Source organism: Gluconobacter sp. P1C6_b (assembly GCF_018811945.1).
GTDB lineage: Bacteria > Pseudomonadota > Alphaproteobacteria > Acetobacterales > Acetobacteraceae > Gluconobacter.
Genome location: NZ_JACRVU010000001.1, coordinates 67,371 through 83,478, shown reverse-complemented (window position 1 = coordinate 83,478; position 16,108 = coordinate 67,371). Strand labels below are relative to the sequence as shown.

The following is a 16,108-nucleotide window of genomic DNA, read 5'->3' as shown; positions in this document are numbered from 1 at the left end:
CGTGTTCGTGCTGTAGAACGAAAAAAGATCACGAACCGGAACGGAATGGAGCAGGCGTGGAAGGAAGTTATCGGCGGATTATCCGCGCTGTTCTGACGCGCCGTGACGGCGCTTTCGCGGCCCTGCTGCTGGCTTCCATCATCTTCGCCTGCCTGTCCGCCCCGCTTTATGCGGCGCTTAACGGGATTGATCCGTTTTCTTCCGACATTGCTGGTACGACGATCCGGAACGGGCAGCATGTTGATCTCATGCAGCCCAACGACAATCCGCTGCATCTGGGGCTCAGTCCGATCGGGCCGGACTGGCGGCCGGGGCCGTATGCACTCGGGGCGGACTCGCAGGGGCGGGATGTGGCGGCGCGCGTTTTGTATGGCGGGCGCAATTCCCTGCTGATTGCGGCGGCTTCTGCGACGTTCTGCCTGTGTCTGGCGGCCTGTATCGGGATTTGTGCGGGGTATTTCGGCGGCTGGATCGACCTGATCCTGTCGCGCATTCTGGACATGCTCTGGGCGATCCCGGTCTATCTGTTCGCGATTTCGCTCTCCGTCGTCACGGTGGGGCATGGAATCCGGCTGGGTCCTGTGACCATCGGGGCGGATAATCTGCTGATCCCGATCGGGATTATCGCACTGGTTTATGTGCCCTATGCGGCGCGGCCGTTGCGGGCGCGGGCGCTGAGCCTGTCGCAGGCAGGGTTCGTCATGGCGGCGCGGGGGATGGGAGCGTCGGACTGGCGCATCCTGTGGCGGGAAATCCTGCCGGGCCTGACGCCGACCATGGCTGTTCTGGCACCACTGGTCATGGCGCTGTGCATGCTGGCGGAATCCGCACTGTCGTTTCTCTCGCTCGGCGTGCAGGCGCCGGCGGCGTCGTGGGGGACGATCATTCAGGACGGGGAAGGGCTGCTCTATACGCGACCCATGGTGGCCATCGTGCCGGGACTGGCGATCGTTCTGACCGTGCTGGCGCTCAATGTTCTGGGCAATGCGCTGCGGGATCAGCTTGATCCGAAAGGGGCGGGCCGATGATCCGCAGTCTTGCCTCCCGGACCGGGCAGATGCTGCTGGTCATTTTCGGGATTTCCGTTCTGGTGTTCTGCATTTTCTTCGCGACACCGGGCGCCGACCCGACGGCGCGTATTGCAGGACGGGGTGCCAGTCCGCAGGTCGTGGAACGCATCCGTGCGGAGTATGGGTTCGATCGTCCGCTGCCCGTTCAGTATGTGAAGATGATGGAAAAGCTGTTTATCAGCCGGGACCTGACGTCTTTCGTTAATCACGGGCAGCGCGTCGTGCCGGAAGTGCTACAGGCAGCCCCCGTGACGCTCTCGCTTGTGCTGTGGGCAGCGTTTTTCTGGGTCAGTGGATCGCTGGTTTTCGGGATTGCTTCGGCTGTTCTGCGGGATAGCTGGGTGGACCGGCTGCTGATGGTACTAGGGCTGATCGGCCTGTCCATGCCGGTGTTCTGGCTCGGCGAGGTCGTCAATCTCGTCACCCAGAGCCGCTGGCATGACACGTTTCTGTTCCGCTGGGTGCCTCCGCTTGGATATGTGCCGTTTTCGCAGAGCCCGTGGGGCTGGGCGAAGGCGCTGTTCCTGCCGTCTTTGACGCTGGCGGTGTGTTTCATCGGCCTGTATGCGCGGGTCCTGCGCTCCGAACTGCTGACTGCCATGGGCGAAGACGCCATCCGCACGGCACGTGCCAAGGGGGCGGGGCCGGTGCGCGTGTGGCTGTGGCATGGTCTACGGCTGTCCTGGCTGAGTTATATTTCGCTGTTCGGGCTGGATTTCGCCCAGCTTCTGGGGGGTGGCGCGCTTCTGACGGAAGTCGTCTTCGCCATGCCGGGCGTGGGGCGGCTGACTTATCAGGCGCTGGCAACGCTCGACCTGCCGCTCATCATGGCGACGGTCATGTATGCCGCCGTGTTCGTCGTCATCGCCAATGCGCTGGTGGACGGGCTCTATGCCCTGCTGGATCCGCGGATCATGGAGGGACGGCATGGGCGCTGATGCTCTTTTAAAGCTGCATCATCTGCATCTGGAACTGCCGAATGGGACCGCCCTGCTGGAAGATGTGTCTCTCACCGTGCGGCGTGGGGATGCGCTGGGCGTGGTGGGGGAGTCCGGGTCGGGGAAGAGCCTGACGGCCATGAGTGTGATGGGGCTGTTGCCAGGGCTGAAGGCTTCGGGGTCCATCCGTTTTGAAGGGCGCGAGCTTCTGGGGATGAAGGATCGGGAGTGGCGGCGTCTGCGTGGTGCGGGCATGGCCATGATCTTTCAGGATCCGATGGCGGCATTCCTGCCGGTGCGTTCCATCGGGGCTCAGATTGATGAACAGATCCGCCTGCATGATTCCGTCAGCCGTCGTGAAGCCCGGGCGCGGACCGTGGCTCTGCTGGGGCGGATGGGCGTGCCCGATCCGGAAGCGGCAGCAAAACGCTATCCGCACCAGCTTTCCGGTGGTCTGCGCCAGCGCGCCATGATCGCGATGGCGTTGTCCTGTGATCCCGCGCTTCTAATCGCGGATGAACCGACCACGGCGCTCGATGTCACGGTGCAGGCGCAGATCCTGACCTTGCTGTGCGAAATCCGCGACAGCGGGGCGGGTGTCATGCTGATTACGCACGATATGGGCGTCGTGGCGCAGACCTGCACGCATGTGGCGGTCGTTTATTCCGGGCTTGTGGTGGAGCAGGGACCTGTTGCAGCGGTTATGGCACGGCCTTTGCATCCCTATACGCAGGCTTTGCTGGAGGCGATCCCGCCGCTGGATGGGCCGAGACCAGAGGCGCTGCCGACCATTCCGGGGCGTCCACCGGCTCCGGATGCGCGGCCGGAAGGGTGTGTTTTCGCGCCCCGCTGTCGCTTCGTGCGATCGGACTGTGCCGTGCGTCCGGTGCTGCGTGAACCGGAAGAAGGGCGGCGCGTGGCCTGCGTGCTGTACGACGCATGACCATCCTGCTTGAAGCGAAAAACCTCAGCAAACACTACCGCCTGTCGCACGGGGAAACCCTGCGGGCCGTGAGCGATGTGTCGCTGGTCGTGCATCGCGGGGAGGCTCTGGCGCTGGTCGGAGAGTCCGGCTGTGGCAAGTCCACCCTGGGCCGGACGCTGATCGGACTGGGGGTGCCGAGTTCGGGCGAGGTGTTCTTTGAGGGGGAGCGGATTTCCGGCCTGTCGGACCGGGCTTTGCGGCGCTGGCGGCCGCGGATGCAGATGGTGTTTCAGGACTCGTCCTCGACCTTCAATCCGCGCCGCACCATCGGCGATACGCTGGCCGAACCGATGCGGATTCATGGACGGACTGGCATTGCCGAGCGGATCGGGACGCTGCTGGAGCAGGTTGGCCTGTCGTCGTCCGTTCTGTCCCGGTATCCGCATGAGTTTTCGGGAGGGCAGCGGCAGCGTCTGAACATTGCTCGCGCCTTGATGCTGGGGCCGGATCTTCTGGTCGCGGATGAGCCGACATCCGCGCTCGATGTGTCGGTGCAGGCGCAGATCGTGAATCTGTTGCGGGAATTGCGCAATTCGCTGGGTGTGGCGTGCGTGTTCATCTCCCACGATCTGGCGGTCGTGCGGCAGATGGCGGACCGGATTGCCGTCATGTATCTGGGGCGGATTGTGGAGGAAGGGGATGTGCTGGCGGTTCTGGAAGCCCCGGCCCACCCTTATACGCGGGCGTTGCTGAACGCGGTGCCGCGTCCGGACCGGCCCTTGCCGCCGCCGCTCAAAGGCGATGTGCCAAGCCCGATAAATCCGCCGCAGGGCTGTGCGTTTCACACGCGCTGCCCGCTGGCCCAGCCGCGGTGCGCGCAGGAACGGCCGGAACTCCACAGGATCGCGGAAGGCCGGACGGTCGCCTGTCATTATCCCCTGATCTAAAAAAGGCAACGCTTCGTTCAGATCTTGGATATAGACGGCAACGCCTGCGGTGGGGCACAGAAGTCTGCACGCCCCCCTCGTATTTTTTGCCTGAGATTCCGCCCGATGCGCCAGACCATCCGCTTTTATCTGGGGGAAGACCTCTGCACGCTCAGGGATCTGTCCCCGATGCTGACCCTGCTGGACTGGCTGCGTGAGCGTGGCCGGACCGGCACCAAGGAAGGTTGCAATGAAGGCGATTGCGGGGCCTGCACGGTGCTGGTCGTTCGGCTTGAAGACGGGCGGCTGAACTGGCGGGCGGTCAATGCCTGCATCCAGTTCGTCAGCATGCTGGACGGCGCACAGGTCTATACGATCGAGGATCTCGGCACGCCGGATGCGCCGCATCCCGTGCAGACGGCGATGGTCGAGCAGCATGGCTCACAATGCGGGTTCTGCACGCCGGGTTTCGTCATGTCGATGGCCGCCTATCGCAAAACCGAAGGGGCCAAGGCGGATGATCAGGCCATTGATGACGCGCTGGCCGGGAATCTGTGCCGCTGCACCGGCTATGCGCCCATCGTGCGCGCCATGAAACAGGCGATGGCAGCCGGTCCGGATCGTTTCGACGCACAGGTGGACGTCATTGCCGAGCGTCTGACGGCGTTGCAGGACGGCGAGAGTGTGCGGCTTGAGGGGCCTGAGGGCATGCTCAGCATTCCGGCATCCGCCGACGATCTGGCGGAGATCCTGCTGGCCGATCCGGAGGCGACCATTGTTGCGGGAGCCACGGATGTGGGGCTGTGGGTGACGAAGGGGATGCGTCGTCTCAAGCACATAGTACCCATCGGGCGCGTTCCGGAACTGCGTGCTCTGACCAGAACGCCCGAGGGGCTGCGGATCGGGGCTGCGGTGACGTATCAGGAGTCGCGTTCTGCTATTGCGGACCTGCTGCCGGATGCGGGGGAAATGATCCGCCGTCTGGGCTCCACGCAGGTGCGCAACAGTGCGACTGTCTGCGGGAATATCGCCAATGGTTCTCCGATTGGGGACGGGCCGCCGATGTTCATTGCAGCCAATGCGATGCTGCATCTGCGGCGCGGTTCGGAGCGTCGGTCCATCGCTCTGGAAGACTATTTTATTGCTTACGGAAAGCAGGACCGGCAGCCCGGCGAGTTCGTGGAGGCCCTGACCATTCCTGTTCCCCCACGGGGTTCTCAGTTCCGGGCCTACAAGATTTCCAAGCGTTTCGATCAGGATATTTCTGCTGTCCTTGGGGCTTTCATGATTGAGACGGACGTTCAAGGGCGGATCACTGCGGCACGGCTGGCCTATGGCGGTATGGCGGCTACGCCAAAGCGGGCGTCTGGCGCGGAAGCGGCATTGCTCGGACGGGTCTGGAATGAGGAGGCGCTTGAGGCGGCACAGGCGGCGGTTCTGGAAGACTTCGCCCCGCTGACGGATATGCGGGCGAGTGCCTGGTATCGGCAGACCGTGGCCGCCAATCTGCTGACGCGGTTTTTCGAGGAGACGACGGGCGGCGGTCAGGCGCGTCTCACCCGGACGGGGGGGCTGGCGCATGTCTGATCTCGTTCCGGGAGCGGCTTCGACCAGCATGAAGCATGAAAGCGCGCTGCTGCATGTGACGGGGCGGGCGGCGTATATTGACGATATGCCCGAACCTCGCGGCACGCTGCATCTCGTGCCGGGACTGAGCACGAAAGCCCATGCGCGGATCGTTTCGATGGATCTGGACGCCGTGCGCGCCGCGCCGGGTGTCGTGTGCGTGCTGACGGCGGACGATGTGCCGGGGGAAAACCAGATCAGCCCGGTTCATCGGGAAGACGAGCCGCTTCTGGCGACGGATCATGTCCATTTCTGGGGGCAGGTGATGTTCGCCGTGGTGGCGACCTCGCGTCAGGCCGCGCGTCAGGCCGTGCGGCTGGCGAAGATCGAGTATGAGGAAAAGCCTGCGATCCTGAACATTGCGCAGGCGCGGGAGAATGGCAGCCCGATGGTCTGGCGCTCCCTGACCATGCAGCGCGGGGATGTGGAACAGGGGCTGAAAGCCGCGCCGCGCCGTCTGTCAGGGCAGATCGAGATCGGCGGGCAGGAGCATTTCTATCTGGAAGGGCAGGCCGCACTCGCCCAGCCCGGAGAGGCCGGGGAAATGCGCGTCTGGTCCTCCACGCAGCACCCGTCCGAGACGCAGCATCTGGTGGCGGCCGTGCTCGGGCGGCCGCATCATCTGGTCACGACGGAAGTGCGGCGGATGGGCGGGGCGTTCGGTGGCAAGGAGACGCAGGCTAATGCCTGGGCCTGTCTGGCCGCTATTGCCGCTGACCGGACGGGGCAGGCCGTCAAGGCGCGTCTGGACCGCGATGACGACATGATGGCGACCGGAAAGCGGCATGACTTCCTGATCAATTATGACGTCGGCTTCACCGATGAGGGTGATATTCTGGCCGTGGACATGGTTCTGGCGGCGCGGTGTGGCTGGGCCGCGGATCTGTCCGGACCGGTGACGGACCGGGCGCTGTTTCACGCCGATAATGCCTATTTCTATCCCGATGTACGGCTGAAATCCGAGCCTTTGCGAACCAATACCCAGTCTAACACGGCCTATCGCGGGTTTGGCGGGCCGCAGGGCATTGTCGCGGCGGAGCGCGTGATTGAGGAAGTCGCCTTTGCGACCGTACTTGATCCCGTGACGGTCCGGCTGCGCAATGTTTACGGGACTGGGACGCGCAATCTCACGCCGTACCACATGACGGTCGAGGACTCGATTACGGCCGAGATCCTCACGAAGCTGGTCGAGCGCTGTGACTATCAGGCGCGTAAGGCCGAAATCCGGGCGTTCAACCGCACCAGCCGCATCATCCGTCGCGGGATTGCCCTGACGCCGGTGAAGTTCGGCATTTCCTTTACGGCCACGCATTACAATCAGGCCGGCGCGCTGGTGCATGTCTATACGGATGGCTCGGTTCAGGTGAACCATGGCGGAACGGAAATGGGGCAGGGGCTGCACACCAAGATGGTGCAGATCGTCCTGCGTGAGTTCGGCCTGACGGCGGATCGCGTCCGTATCACGGCGACCACGACCGGGAAGGTTCCGAACACGTCTGCTACGGCGGCGTCCTCGGGGGCGGATCTGAACGGCATGGCGGTGCTGGACGCAGTGCGCAAGATCAAGGACCGGATGATCACGTTCGCCGCCGAGAAATGGGGTGTGGCTGCCGAAGATATCCATTTCCGGTCCGATGGCGTGCATGTCGGCGCAGAAGTCATGACCTTCCAGCAACTCGCCTGGCAGGCTTATTTCGCGCGGGTGTCGTTGTCCTCAAACGGGTTTTACAAGACGCCGAAAATTTCCTGGAATCCCGAGACCGGGCGCGGGCGGCCGTTCTTCTATTTCGCTTATGGCGCGGCCTGTGCGGAAATATCGGTTGATCTGCTGACGGGCGAGCACAGCATCGACCGTGTGGATATCCTGCATGATGCCGGGCAGTCCCTGAATCCGGATATCGATATCGGGCAGATCGAGGGCGGGTTCGTGCAGGGCGCGGGCTGGCTGACGACGGAGGAACTGGTCTGGGATGGAGGTGGCCGTCTGCGGACCCATGCGCCCAGTACCTACAAGATCCCGGCCTGTTCCGACCGGCCACGGATTTTCAATGTGGAACTGCTGGAAAACGCGCCCAACCGGGAGGAGACGATTTTCCGCTCCAAGGCCGTCGGAGAGCCGCCTTTCGTGCATGGGGTCGCGGTTTTGCAGGCCATTTCGGATGCGATCGCCAGTCTGGACGACTACCGGACCTGTCCGAAACTGGATGCTCCCGCCACGCCTGAGCGGGTTCTGAAAACCCTCATGGCGCTGCAAGAGCGCGCAGGCTGACTATGCTGACGGATGTTCTGCGATGGCGGCGGGAGGGGCAGGACATGGTGCGCCTGACCGTCATCCGCGCCCGGGGATCGACGCCACGGGAAGAAGGCGCGTTCATGCTCCTGACCCGGACCGAACAGAGCGGCACGATCGGCGGAGGACGTCTGGAATGGGACTGCATGGCAGAGGGGCGGGCCCTTCTTGCGGCGGGTGGGGCTCCGGTCGAGCGCCATATTTCGCTGGGGCCTGCCATCAACCAGTGCTGTGGCGGGGCGGTGACGGTTCGCATCGAGCGTGTGGAAGACGCAGAGGGCCTTGAGGCTGAAATCCGTGCGGAATGGGAGAAGCTGCCTCAGTTGCTTCTGTTCGGAGCCGGGCATGTGGGGCGCGCTCTGGCACGTTCCCTCGCACTTCTGCCGCTCCGGCTGATCTGGATTGATGCGCGCGAGGAGGAGTTCGGGATCGTGCCGTCCGGGGTTGAGGCGCATGTTACGGAACGCTGGGAAAATCTTCTGAACGCGGCTCCTGCCGGCTCGGGCGTTCTGGTCCTGACCCAGAGCCATACGCTGGATGCGCTCATTACGGGCGCGGCTCTGGAGCGGGGCGATCTGTGTTACGTCGGGATGATCGGGTCCCGGACGAAGCGCAGACGGTTCGAAAGCGCCTTCCGGCAGATCGACATTCCGCAGGAGAAAATCGACCGTCTTGTCTGTCCGATCGGGGATGTTGGAGTGCGGGACAAGCGGCCGGAGGTCATCGCGACCTTCGTGACGGCGGAAATTGCGGCCCGGATGCTGTGTCAGGCAGAATCGTGTAGTGATGCTGGCGTTTCGAAGACTGGTATTTCAGATATTGATGATGTTACATTCGCCCCAATCCTGTCATAAAGTCTGAGGCTGCAAGGGCGGAGTTCCTTCACTTTTCGAGCGTCACGGAAAGTTGATGTAACGGTGGGTGCGTCTGTGTTGCTCCTTCTGCTTATCCTCCCCCGCATGAGCATGCAGCACCGGACGCAGCGGACTTCCGAAGTCCCGACTTTCTCTCCAGCCACCGTGAGTGGTCGAAGGAAAAAATCCCGGATTTCCCGCCTCTGTCAGGTCGGGTTTGCGCTGGGGGCGCTGGCGGGGACGTTTGGCATCGCACAGGCCGGGCCGACAGTCAGCACCGCGCTGACGCCGGCGCTCCAGCCCGCAAGTCTGCCGGCGGCCGATGCGGCTTTCGTCGATGATCTTGAAAAGCGCACGTTCAACTGGTTCTGGGAAAACGGCAATCCGAAGAATGGCCTTGTGCCGGACCGTGCGCCGCTTCCCAATGGCGCGGCGAGCATTGCCAGCGTCGGATTTGGCCTGACGGCTTATGGTATTGGCGTGGAGCGGCATTACATCACCCGCCAGCAGGCCGTGGACCGGACCCTGACGACACTGCGTTTCCTGGCCAGTCTGCCGCAGAACGATCACGTCTCGGGGGCTGCGGGCTATAAGGGTTTCTTCTACCATTTCCTTGATCCCAATACCGGCCTGCGTGTTGCGGACTGGTCCGAACTGTCCAGCGTTGACACGGCGCTGCTGATGGGGGGCGTGCTCTTCTCGCAGTCCTATTTCGATCATGACACGCCGCAGGAAAAGGAAATCCGCGACGTTGCAGACAAGCTGTATCGCCGGATCGACTGGACCTGGATGAAGGCGCATGGTCCCTGGCTCAGCATGGGCTGGATGCCGCCGCATACGTTCCTGCCCAGCGACTGGAAGGGCTATAACGAGGGTCTGATCATCTATCTTCAGGCGCTTGGCTCACCGACGCATCCGCTCCCGGCCGAGACCTGGAAGGCATGGACCGCGACTTATGAAAACCAGTGGGGCGATTTCCAGGGCCACAAGCTGCTGAATTTCGCGCCGATGTTCGGGCATCAGTACAGCGAATCCTGGATCGATTTCCGGGGCGTGCAGGATGCGTGGGACCGGGCCCATAACGTCGATTATTTCCAGAACGGGCGTGAAGCCGCCTATGCCCAGCGGGCCTATGCGCAGGCCAATCCGGGCGACTGGAAGGATTACGGCCCCAATATCTGGGGGCTGACCGCCTGCGACGGTCCGGGCGATGCGCAGCAGGTCTATGATGGCAAGAAGCGCCATTATCTGGCCTATAGCGCGCGCGGAGCCGGGCGCGATTACATTCTGGATGATGGTACGATTGCGCCGACGGCTGTGGGTGGGTCCATTGCCTTTGCGCCGGAAATCGCCCTGCCGGCGCTCAAGGAAATGCGCGCCCGTTACGGGGACCGGATTTACAACAAATACGGGTTCCTCGACGCTTTCAATCCGTCCTTTGCGGACCAGAAAAGCTACTGGGTCGACGGGCAGCAGCTTGGCATCGATCAGGGGCCGATCCTGCTGATGCTGGAAAACTGGCGCAGCGGCCTTGTGTGGAACACGATGAAGAAGAACGCCTATCTGCGGACCGGGCTGGAGCGCGCGGGTTTCGAAGGTGGATGGATGCGGACCAAGACGGCGACGTCCAAGCCGGTTGGCCAGTCGCTCTGAACTGTCACTCCAGGCGTTCTGGGGCCTGCGTTCGCGCGGGTCCTCATGAACCGGAGTTGCATCCCGAGCGTTTCTCAACGATCACTGATGTCAGAGCATCTTTGTGAAAGGAGAGCATCATGCGTCTCATTCTTGCCCTGCTTCTGCCCTGGCTGCAGTTCTTCACCATCGGCCGTCCGTTTGCCGGTCTGGTGTGTCTGGTCCTTCAGGTCACGGTGATCGGCTGGATCCCGGCTGCCATCTGGTCGGTCTATGCGCTGAGCCAGTACAATACCGATCGCAAGATCGCTGCCGGTCGCGGCTGACGCTCCGGACATGAAAAAGCCCCCGTTCCTGACTGGAGCGGAGGCTTTTTTTGTGCGGTAAGGGCCCCATTGAGGGGCTGGGTTCAGCGGCCGATATTGCGCAGGGTCACGCCCTGATTGAGCTTCGTCTCGATGGATTCCAGAGACACGCCCTTCGTCTCCGGGACAAAGAACAGAACCATGAAAATGAAGAGCGCATTCAGTCCGGCATAGAGCCAGAAGGTGTGTGAGGCCCCGAGTGTCGTGAGCAGGCCGAGGAACGTGGCGCCCACCACCATGTTCGTGACCCAGTTGGTGACGGTCGAGCAGGTGATGCCGAAATCGCGCCCCTGCAGCGGCATGACTTCCGAGCACAGAACCCAGACCAGCGGACCGGCCGAGAAGGCGAAGCCTGCGATGAAGCACAGCAGGACCGAGATCGCGAGGTAATGCGACAGGTCCGTATTGCCGACGGCACCCGACATGATGGTCGCCAGAACCGCGAGGCCGGCTGACATGATGGCAAATCCCGTGATCAGCATCGGACGACGGCCCCAGCTGTCCGCAAAGGCAATGGCGATGAACGTGGCGAGCCAGTTGACCACGCCGACGATGGCCGTGCCCCACATCTGGCCGCTCGCCCCGAAGCCGACTTCCTGGAAGATGCGTGGCGCGTAGTACATGACCACGTTGATGCCGGTGAGCTGCTGCATGACCTGAAGCACAATGCCAAGCATGACGGCGCGGCGAAAGTTGCGGTTCTCCAGAAACATCGCCAGACCGCGCTGACGGTCATGGATCTGTCCCTGGATGTCGCGGATTTCCTGATGGGCGAGTTCAGGGTTGTGACGCAGTTCCTTCATGATCGACAGGGCTTCCTCATGACGGCCACGCAGCATCAGCCAGCGCGGACTGTCGGGCAGGAAGAACGAACCGATCAGGAAGAACGTGCCGGGAATGGCCATAATCCCCAGCATCCAGCGCCATGAGCCGCTGTAAGACAGAATGGCATTGGACACGAAGGCCAGCAGGATGCCCAGCGTGATCATCAGCTGGTACATCGACACCAGACTGCCGCGCCGCGAGATGTCCGAGACTTCGGAAATGTAGAGCGGAGCCACGAAGCTTCCGATACCGATCGCCAGACCCAGCATGGTGCGCCCGATGATCAGTTCGGACACAGAGGATGCGAGGGCGCAGACGAGTCCTCCCGCCACGAACAGGAATGCGCTGAAGATCAGGGAGCGGCGGCGGCCAAACGCATAGGACATGCGGCCCGCGCCCACGGCCCCCACGGCCGCGCCGAACATCATGGATGATACGATCCAGGACTGCTCGAATTCGGAAGCATGGAATTCGTCACGGATAAAGCCGAGTGCGCCGGAAATGACGCCCACATCCAGTCCGAACATCAGGCCTGCAATCGCAGCCAGCGCAACAGCGAACATCATGCGCCCGACCATGGGCGCCTTGGTTGCGGCAGCAGAAGGGGCGGGGGAGGGGTTGAGCACTGTGTCGCTCATGACGGGAAAACTCCGGCGACCCGCAGGGCAGACCTGTCAGGGGAAAGGCAGAAAAAACCGGACAGAACAGCCTGTGCCGGGGATCGAGGGGAAGGCTCTTCTGTGACAGGCACGATGATTCGCCATCTTGAGCCCTAAAGTATAACGCATAATTGGGAAAATATTCAAAACTATATGTGATAATCGGCTGGATTTTCTGTCCTGATGCAATCAGGTCACAGATGGGGAGGCGGGGACGCGCTTCCGCGCGGCCTGACGGATTGCCACGGATGGATCAGGGCGACACACTTCCTACCCTTTCCGTGTTCATGGACAAGCCCTCGTGTTCCTGCGTCAGCTGACCTATCTCATCGCTCTCGACCAGTACCGGCATTTTTCCCGGGCCGCGGAACACTGCAACGTGTCGCAGCCCGCGCTGTCAATGGCGATCCGTCAGCTCGAGCATGAACTTGGCGTGCCCATTGTCCGGCGCAACCGGCGTGTTCTGGGGCTGACCCCGGAAGGCGAGCGCGTGCTGGCCTGGGCGCGGCAGACGATTGCGGCTCTGGACGGTCTGCGTCAGGAAGCCGATTTCGCGCATGAAGTCGCAGGTGGCACGCTTTCCATCGGCACCATCCCGCCCGCCATCCAGATCATGCCGCTGCTGATGGAAAGCCTCAGGGCCGCTGTGCCGGCACTCCATATCGAACTGACGGTGTCCGCCAACACCGACATCCTGCATGATCTGACCGAACAACGCCTCCAGATGGGGCTGATCTATCTGGATCAGGTTCCCGAAGACGGCCGTTTCGAGACGCACCAGCTTTATGCGGAACAGTATGTCTTTGTAGCGGGATCCCGGATGGAGCTGCCGTCCCGCAGGACGTTCAGCTGGGCGGATGCGGGCGAACATCCGCTGGGCCTTCTGGGCCATTCCATGCGGACGCGGCAGATCGTGGATGAGTGCTTTGCGAAGGCCGGGGTCAGGCCCAATGTGCTGCTGGAGACCAATGCGCTCGAACTGCTGTATGTGGAGCTGCTGGCCGGGCGTCTGGCGACGATCCTGCCCGTCGCGGCCCTGCCGCACCAGCGCGACCCCGCCATGCCGCTGCAGATCCGGCGGCTTGCGTCATGCCCTTCGCCGGGGGTTGGGCTGGTGCGGCTGAAGCAGCCGGTGCAGACGGCCCTGATGTCCCGGAGCTGGGAAATCGCGACGCAGCTCGTTCTGGAAGATGCCCTGACCGTCTGATGAAAGTCATAAGTGTGACTTATGATGCAATCATGACAATGTGTTGGACAGGGCCTGACCGTTCTTCGAAAATTGCGGCTTTTCGGACGGAAGAGTGTCAGGTTTGGGCGGGAGAGCGGCTGATCTCGCGGTGTCGGGATCAACATTCGGATCGGAGCTGCGGGATATCCTGATCCAGCGCTGGGGATGGCTGTTTGCGCCGTCTGCGAAGGATCTGGGTTTTGCCGTCCGCACGTCGGTGGCGGCGATCCTGTCCCTGCTGATTGCCATGTGGATGGAACTGGACAGCCCGCAATGGGCGCCACTGACCGTCTGGGTGGTGGCGACGGCCTCGCGCGGGGAGAGCCTGTCCAAGGCGCGCTGGCGGTTCGCGGGCACGATCATCGGGGGTTGCATGGGCGTGGCCCTGATTGCGGCGTTCCCCCAGCAGGCCGGACTGTTCTTCATCGCGTTGGCGCTCTGGATCGGGCTGTGCTGCGGCTGGGCGACGTTTCTGGACGGTTATCGCCGGTACGGATTTCTGGTCATCAGCTTCACCTCCGCCATCGTGGCGACCGGCGCGATCAGCCAGCCTGACGATGTGTTCAATGTCGCGATGGCGCGTGGCACGTACATCATGCTGGGTACGGTCTGCGAAGCGGGGCTGGCGGTCCTGTTCCTGCCGAATGTGCAGAAAGAAGCCCGCACGCGGCTGCTCGGAAAGCTTCAGCAGGTCACGGCAAAGGTGGCGTCCCATGCGGATGTGCTGCGGGCGGGACGGTTCGATCCGGAAACCGAGGGGCGTCTGCTGGCCGAACTGGTGGACGCCAATACGCGCATCGAGTTCGATGTTCTTGAAATGGGGTCGGGCACCCGGCGCAGCGCGGATCATGCAAGGGCGGTTCTGGCGCGTCTGCTCGCCGTTCTGGCCCGGGCGCAGGGCGGCGCGACGGGCATTGATGTGGACCGGGACCTCGAGGCCGCACGAAATCACATTCAGGCGATCATCGCTCCGCCGCGTCATGACCGTTTCGCGTTCCGCACACGCTCTCCGCGCCATATCCTCGAGGCGGTCCTGAACGGACTGCGGGCTGCGACCGGTATCATGGGGGCCTGGCTTTTATGGGAAGTGACGGCCTGGCCTTCCGGGCCGGCCTTCGTGTCTTTCGTGGCGCTGGTTTACGGCCTGCTGGCGACCCGGGAGATCCCCGCACTGGCGTCGTCCGGCTTTTATCGCGGGGCGGTGTGGTGCGCGGGTGTGGCCGGGATCTATGCGTTTTTCGTTGTGCCCGCCGTCACGGCGCCGGAATATCTGGCGCTGCTTCTGCTGATTCCGATGGTAATTGGCGGATTGGCCGCCCGGGCGCCGAAGCTCGTGAACCATGCGTTTTCGTTCAACATGTTCCTGCCTGTTCTGATCGGGCCGTCAAATCTCATGCGTTATGACGAGGTGTCGTTTCTTAACGGCGCCAGTGCCTTTCTGGGGGCGGTCATCTTCACGCGCGTCACGTTCGGCGTGGTATTTCCGTTCCGCGCTGACAGCCATTTGCGGCGTACGTCGGCCTGGGTCGAGCAGCAGCTCCGTTTCATCGCGCGGGGCGGCGGGCAGACGGTTCACCAGTGGCTGGCGATCAACGCTGCCAGCATGGTGCGCGCTGTGCGGAGCTGTCAGGGCGTCCCGCGTGATGTGATGCTCGCTTATATGGCGCGGCATCTTAATGCGATGGCGCTGGGGCTGTGGGTGATCGAACTGCGCGATGCCGCCGCACGGGAGACTACGCCCGTATCCGTCCGCAAGCGTCTGCAGGTTTTCCTGCGGGCATGGTTCCGCAAGGGAGACGGTGCGGCTCCGCTGGCGCAGACTGTTTTCCTGTCCCTGCGCAGTGATCCGGCCGTCGAACCTGACGTCCGGACCGCATTGCAGCGGCTGGCGGGGGATGTGCCCCCGTCTGGCTGATCAGATGGTGTCGACGGTGCCGCCATCGACACGCAGGGCCGCGCCCGTGGTGGCGGATGCCAGGGGCGAGGCGGCATAGGCGACAAGATTGGCCACTTCATCGACCGTGGCCATGCGGCGCAGGATGTTGCTCGGGCGGTGCTTTTGCACGAAATCTGCCGCCAGTTCCGCGACCGGGCGGGTGCTGTCGGGGTTCTGGGCCTTGAGCATGTCCTCCACACCTTCGGACAGTGTGGGGCCGGGCAGGACCGAATTGACCGTCACGTTCGTGCCCGCCATCAGCTTGGCCAGCCCGCGGGCCAGACCCAGCATGGCGGTCTTGCTGACGCCGTAATCCACCATTTCGACCGGGATGTTCAGCGCGGATTCCGATGCGATGAACAGCACGCGGCCCCAGTTGCGCTCCTTCATGCCCGGCATATAGGCGCGGGACAGGCGTACGCCGGAGAACAGGTTGACCTCGAACAGGTGCTCCCAGCTTTCATCTGTCGTCTGGAAAAAATCATTCGGTCCGAAGATGCCGGCATTGTTGACGAGGACATCCACGCTGCTTTCGGCTTCGAAGAGCGCCTTGCAGCCCTCGGCGGTTCCGACATCGGCGACGACACTGCGGAACGCGCCGCCCGGAACGGCCTTGGCCAGTTTTTCAAGGGCGCCATCAACGCCTTCCTGTTTGCGGCCGTTGATGATGACTGTGGCTCCTGCCTCGCCCAGTTTCCGGGCGATGGCCAGGCCGATCCCGCCGGTCGAGCCGGTAACGAGGGCGGTGCGGCCGCTCAGATCGAGGTTCAGCATGGGAGACTCCTGAAAATGTGATCGTGTCCCGACAGGAACGTCAGGGAGGCGGGAAAGTGG

The 16,108-nt window shown here is 63.0% G+C and carries 13 protein-coding genes; 11 read left to right on the top strand and 2 right to left on the bottom strand.

What is annotated here, in order from left to right; genetic code table 11:
* Window positions 1-56 precede the first annotated feature (56 nt).
* From KP701_RS00400 to KP701_RS00360, 9 genes are all read left to right on the top strand, one after another.
* A complete protein-coding gene (locus KP701_RS00400; RefSeq protein ID WP_371818853.1) occupies window positions 57-1,028 on the top strand; it encodes an ABC transporter permease in 972 nt (323 codons plus the stop codon).
* Window positions 1,025-2,008, top strand: a complete 984-nt coding sequence (locus KP701_RS00395) for an ABC transporter permease (RefSeq protein ID WP_215745217.1) — start codon at window positions 1,025-1,027, stop codon at window positions 2,006-2,008. The genes KP701_RS00400 and KP701_RS00395 overlap by 4 nt, the downstream gene beginning before the upstream one ends.
* Complete coding sequence (locus KP701_RS00390; RefSeq protein ID WP_215745216.1) at window positions 1,998-2,951, top strand: ABC transporter ATP-binding protein; 954 nt, start codon at window positions 1,998-2,000, stop codon at window positions 2,949-2,951. The genes KP701_RS00395 and KP701_RS00390 overlap by 11 nt, the downstream gene beginning before the upstream one ends.
* Window positions 2,948-3,880: an ABC transporter ATP-binding protein gene (locus KP701_RS00385; RefSeq protein ID WP_215745215.1), complete on the top strand. Its 933-nt coding sequence runs from the start codon at window positions 2,948-2,950 to the stop codon at window positions 3,878-3,880. Before KP701_RS00390 ends, KP701_RS00385 begins: the two co-directional genes overlap by 4 nt.
* Before the next feature lie 105 nt (window positions 3,881-3,985).
* Window positions 3,986-5,446 carry a xanthine dehydrogenase small subunit gene (xdhA, locus tag KP701_RS00380; RefSeq protein WP_215745214.1) on the top strand — a complete coding sequence of 487 codons (1,461 nt, stop codon included), beginning with the start codon at window positions 3,986-3,988 and terminating at the stop codon, window positions 5,444-5,446.
* Window positions 5,439-7,754 carry a xanthine dehydrogenase molybdopterin binding subunit gene (gene xdhB, locus KP701_RS00375; protein ID WP_215745213.1) on the top strand — a complete coding sequence of 772 codons (2,316 nt, stop codon included), beginning with the start codon at window positions 5,439-5,441 and terminating at the stop codon, window positions 7,752-7,754. The genes xdhA and xdhB overlap by 8 nt, the downstream gene beginning before the upstream one ends.
* A 2-nt stretch (window positions 7,755-7,756) precedes the next feature.
* Window positions 7,757-8,629, top strand: a complete 873-nt coding sequence (xdhC, locus tag KP701_RS00370) for a xanthine dehydrogenase accessory protein XdhC (protein WP_215745212.1) — start codon at window positions 7,757-7,759, stop codon at window positions 8,627-8,629.
* A gap of 105 nt (window positions 8,630-8,734) precedes the next feature.
* Window positions 8,735-10,282, top strand: a complete 1,548-nt coding sequence (locus tag KP701_RS00365; RefSeq protein WP_155721201.1) for a glucoamylase family protein — start codon at window positions 8,735-8,737, stop codon at window positions 10,280-10,282.
* 119 nt (window positions 10,283-10,401) lie between these two features.
* Window positions 10,402-10,587 carry a YqaE/Pmp3 family membrane protein gene (locus KP701_RS00360; protein ID WP_062501854.1) on the top strand — a complete coding sequence of 62 codons (186 nt, stop codon included), beginning with the start codon at window positions 10,402-10,404 and terminating at the stop codon, window positions 10,585-10,587.
* 83 nt (window positions 10,588-10,670) lie between these two features.
* On the opposite strand, the gene KP701_RS00355 is transcribed toward KP701_RS00360, so the two are convergent.
* Window positions 10,671-12,089 (bottom strand): sugar porter family MFS transporter, encoded by a 1,419-nt coding sequence (locus tag KP701_RS00355; RefSeq protein WP_305798389.1) that lies wholly within the window; start codon window positions 12,087-12,089, stop codon window positions 10,671-10,673.
* A gap of 322 nt (window positions 12,090-12,411) precedes the next feature.
* Between KP701_RS00355 and KP701_RS00350 the strand changes: the two genes are divergently transcribed.
* Both KP701_RS00350 and KP701_RS00345 read left to right on the top strand, forming a co-directional pair.
* Complete coding sequence (locus tag KP701_RS00350; RefSeq protein WP_215745211.1) at window positions 12,412-13,317, top strand: LysR substrate-binding domain-containing protein; 906 nt, start codon at window positions 12,412-12,414, stop codon at window positions 13,315-13,317.
* A gap of 130 nt (window positions 13,318-13,447) precedes the next feature.
* A complete protein-coding gene (locus tag KP701_RS00345; RefSeq protein ID WP_215745210.1) occupies window positions 13,448-15,253 on the top strand; it encodes an FUSC family protein in 1,806 nt (601 codons plus the stop codon).
* Here KP701_RS00345 and KP701_RS00340 read toward each other — a convergent pair whose 3' ends face one another.
* Window positions 15,254-16,048, bottom strand: coding sequence for an SDR family NAD(P)-dependent oxidoreductase (locus KP701_RS00340; protein WP_215745209.1), 795 nt, complete (start codon window positions 16,046-16,048; stop codon window positions 15,254-15,256). It abuts the gene before it with no gap.
* Between the last annotated feature and the right edge of the window lie 60 nt (window positions 16,049-16,108).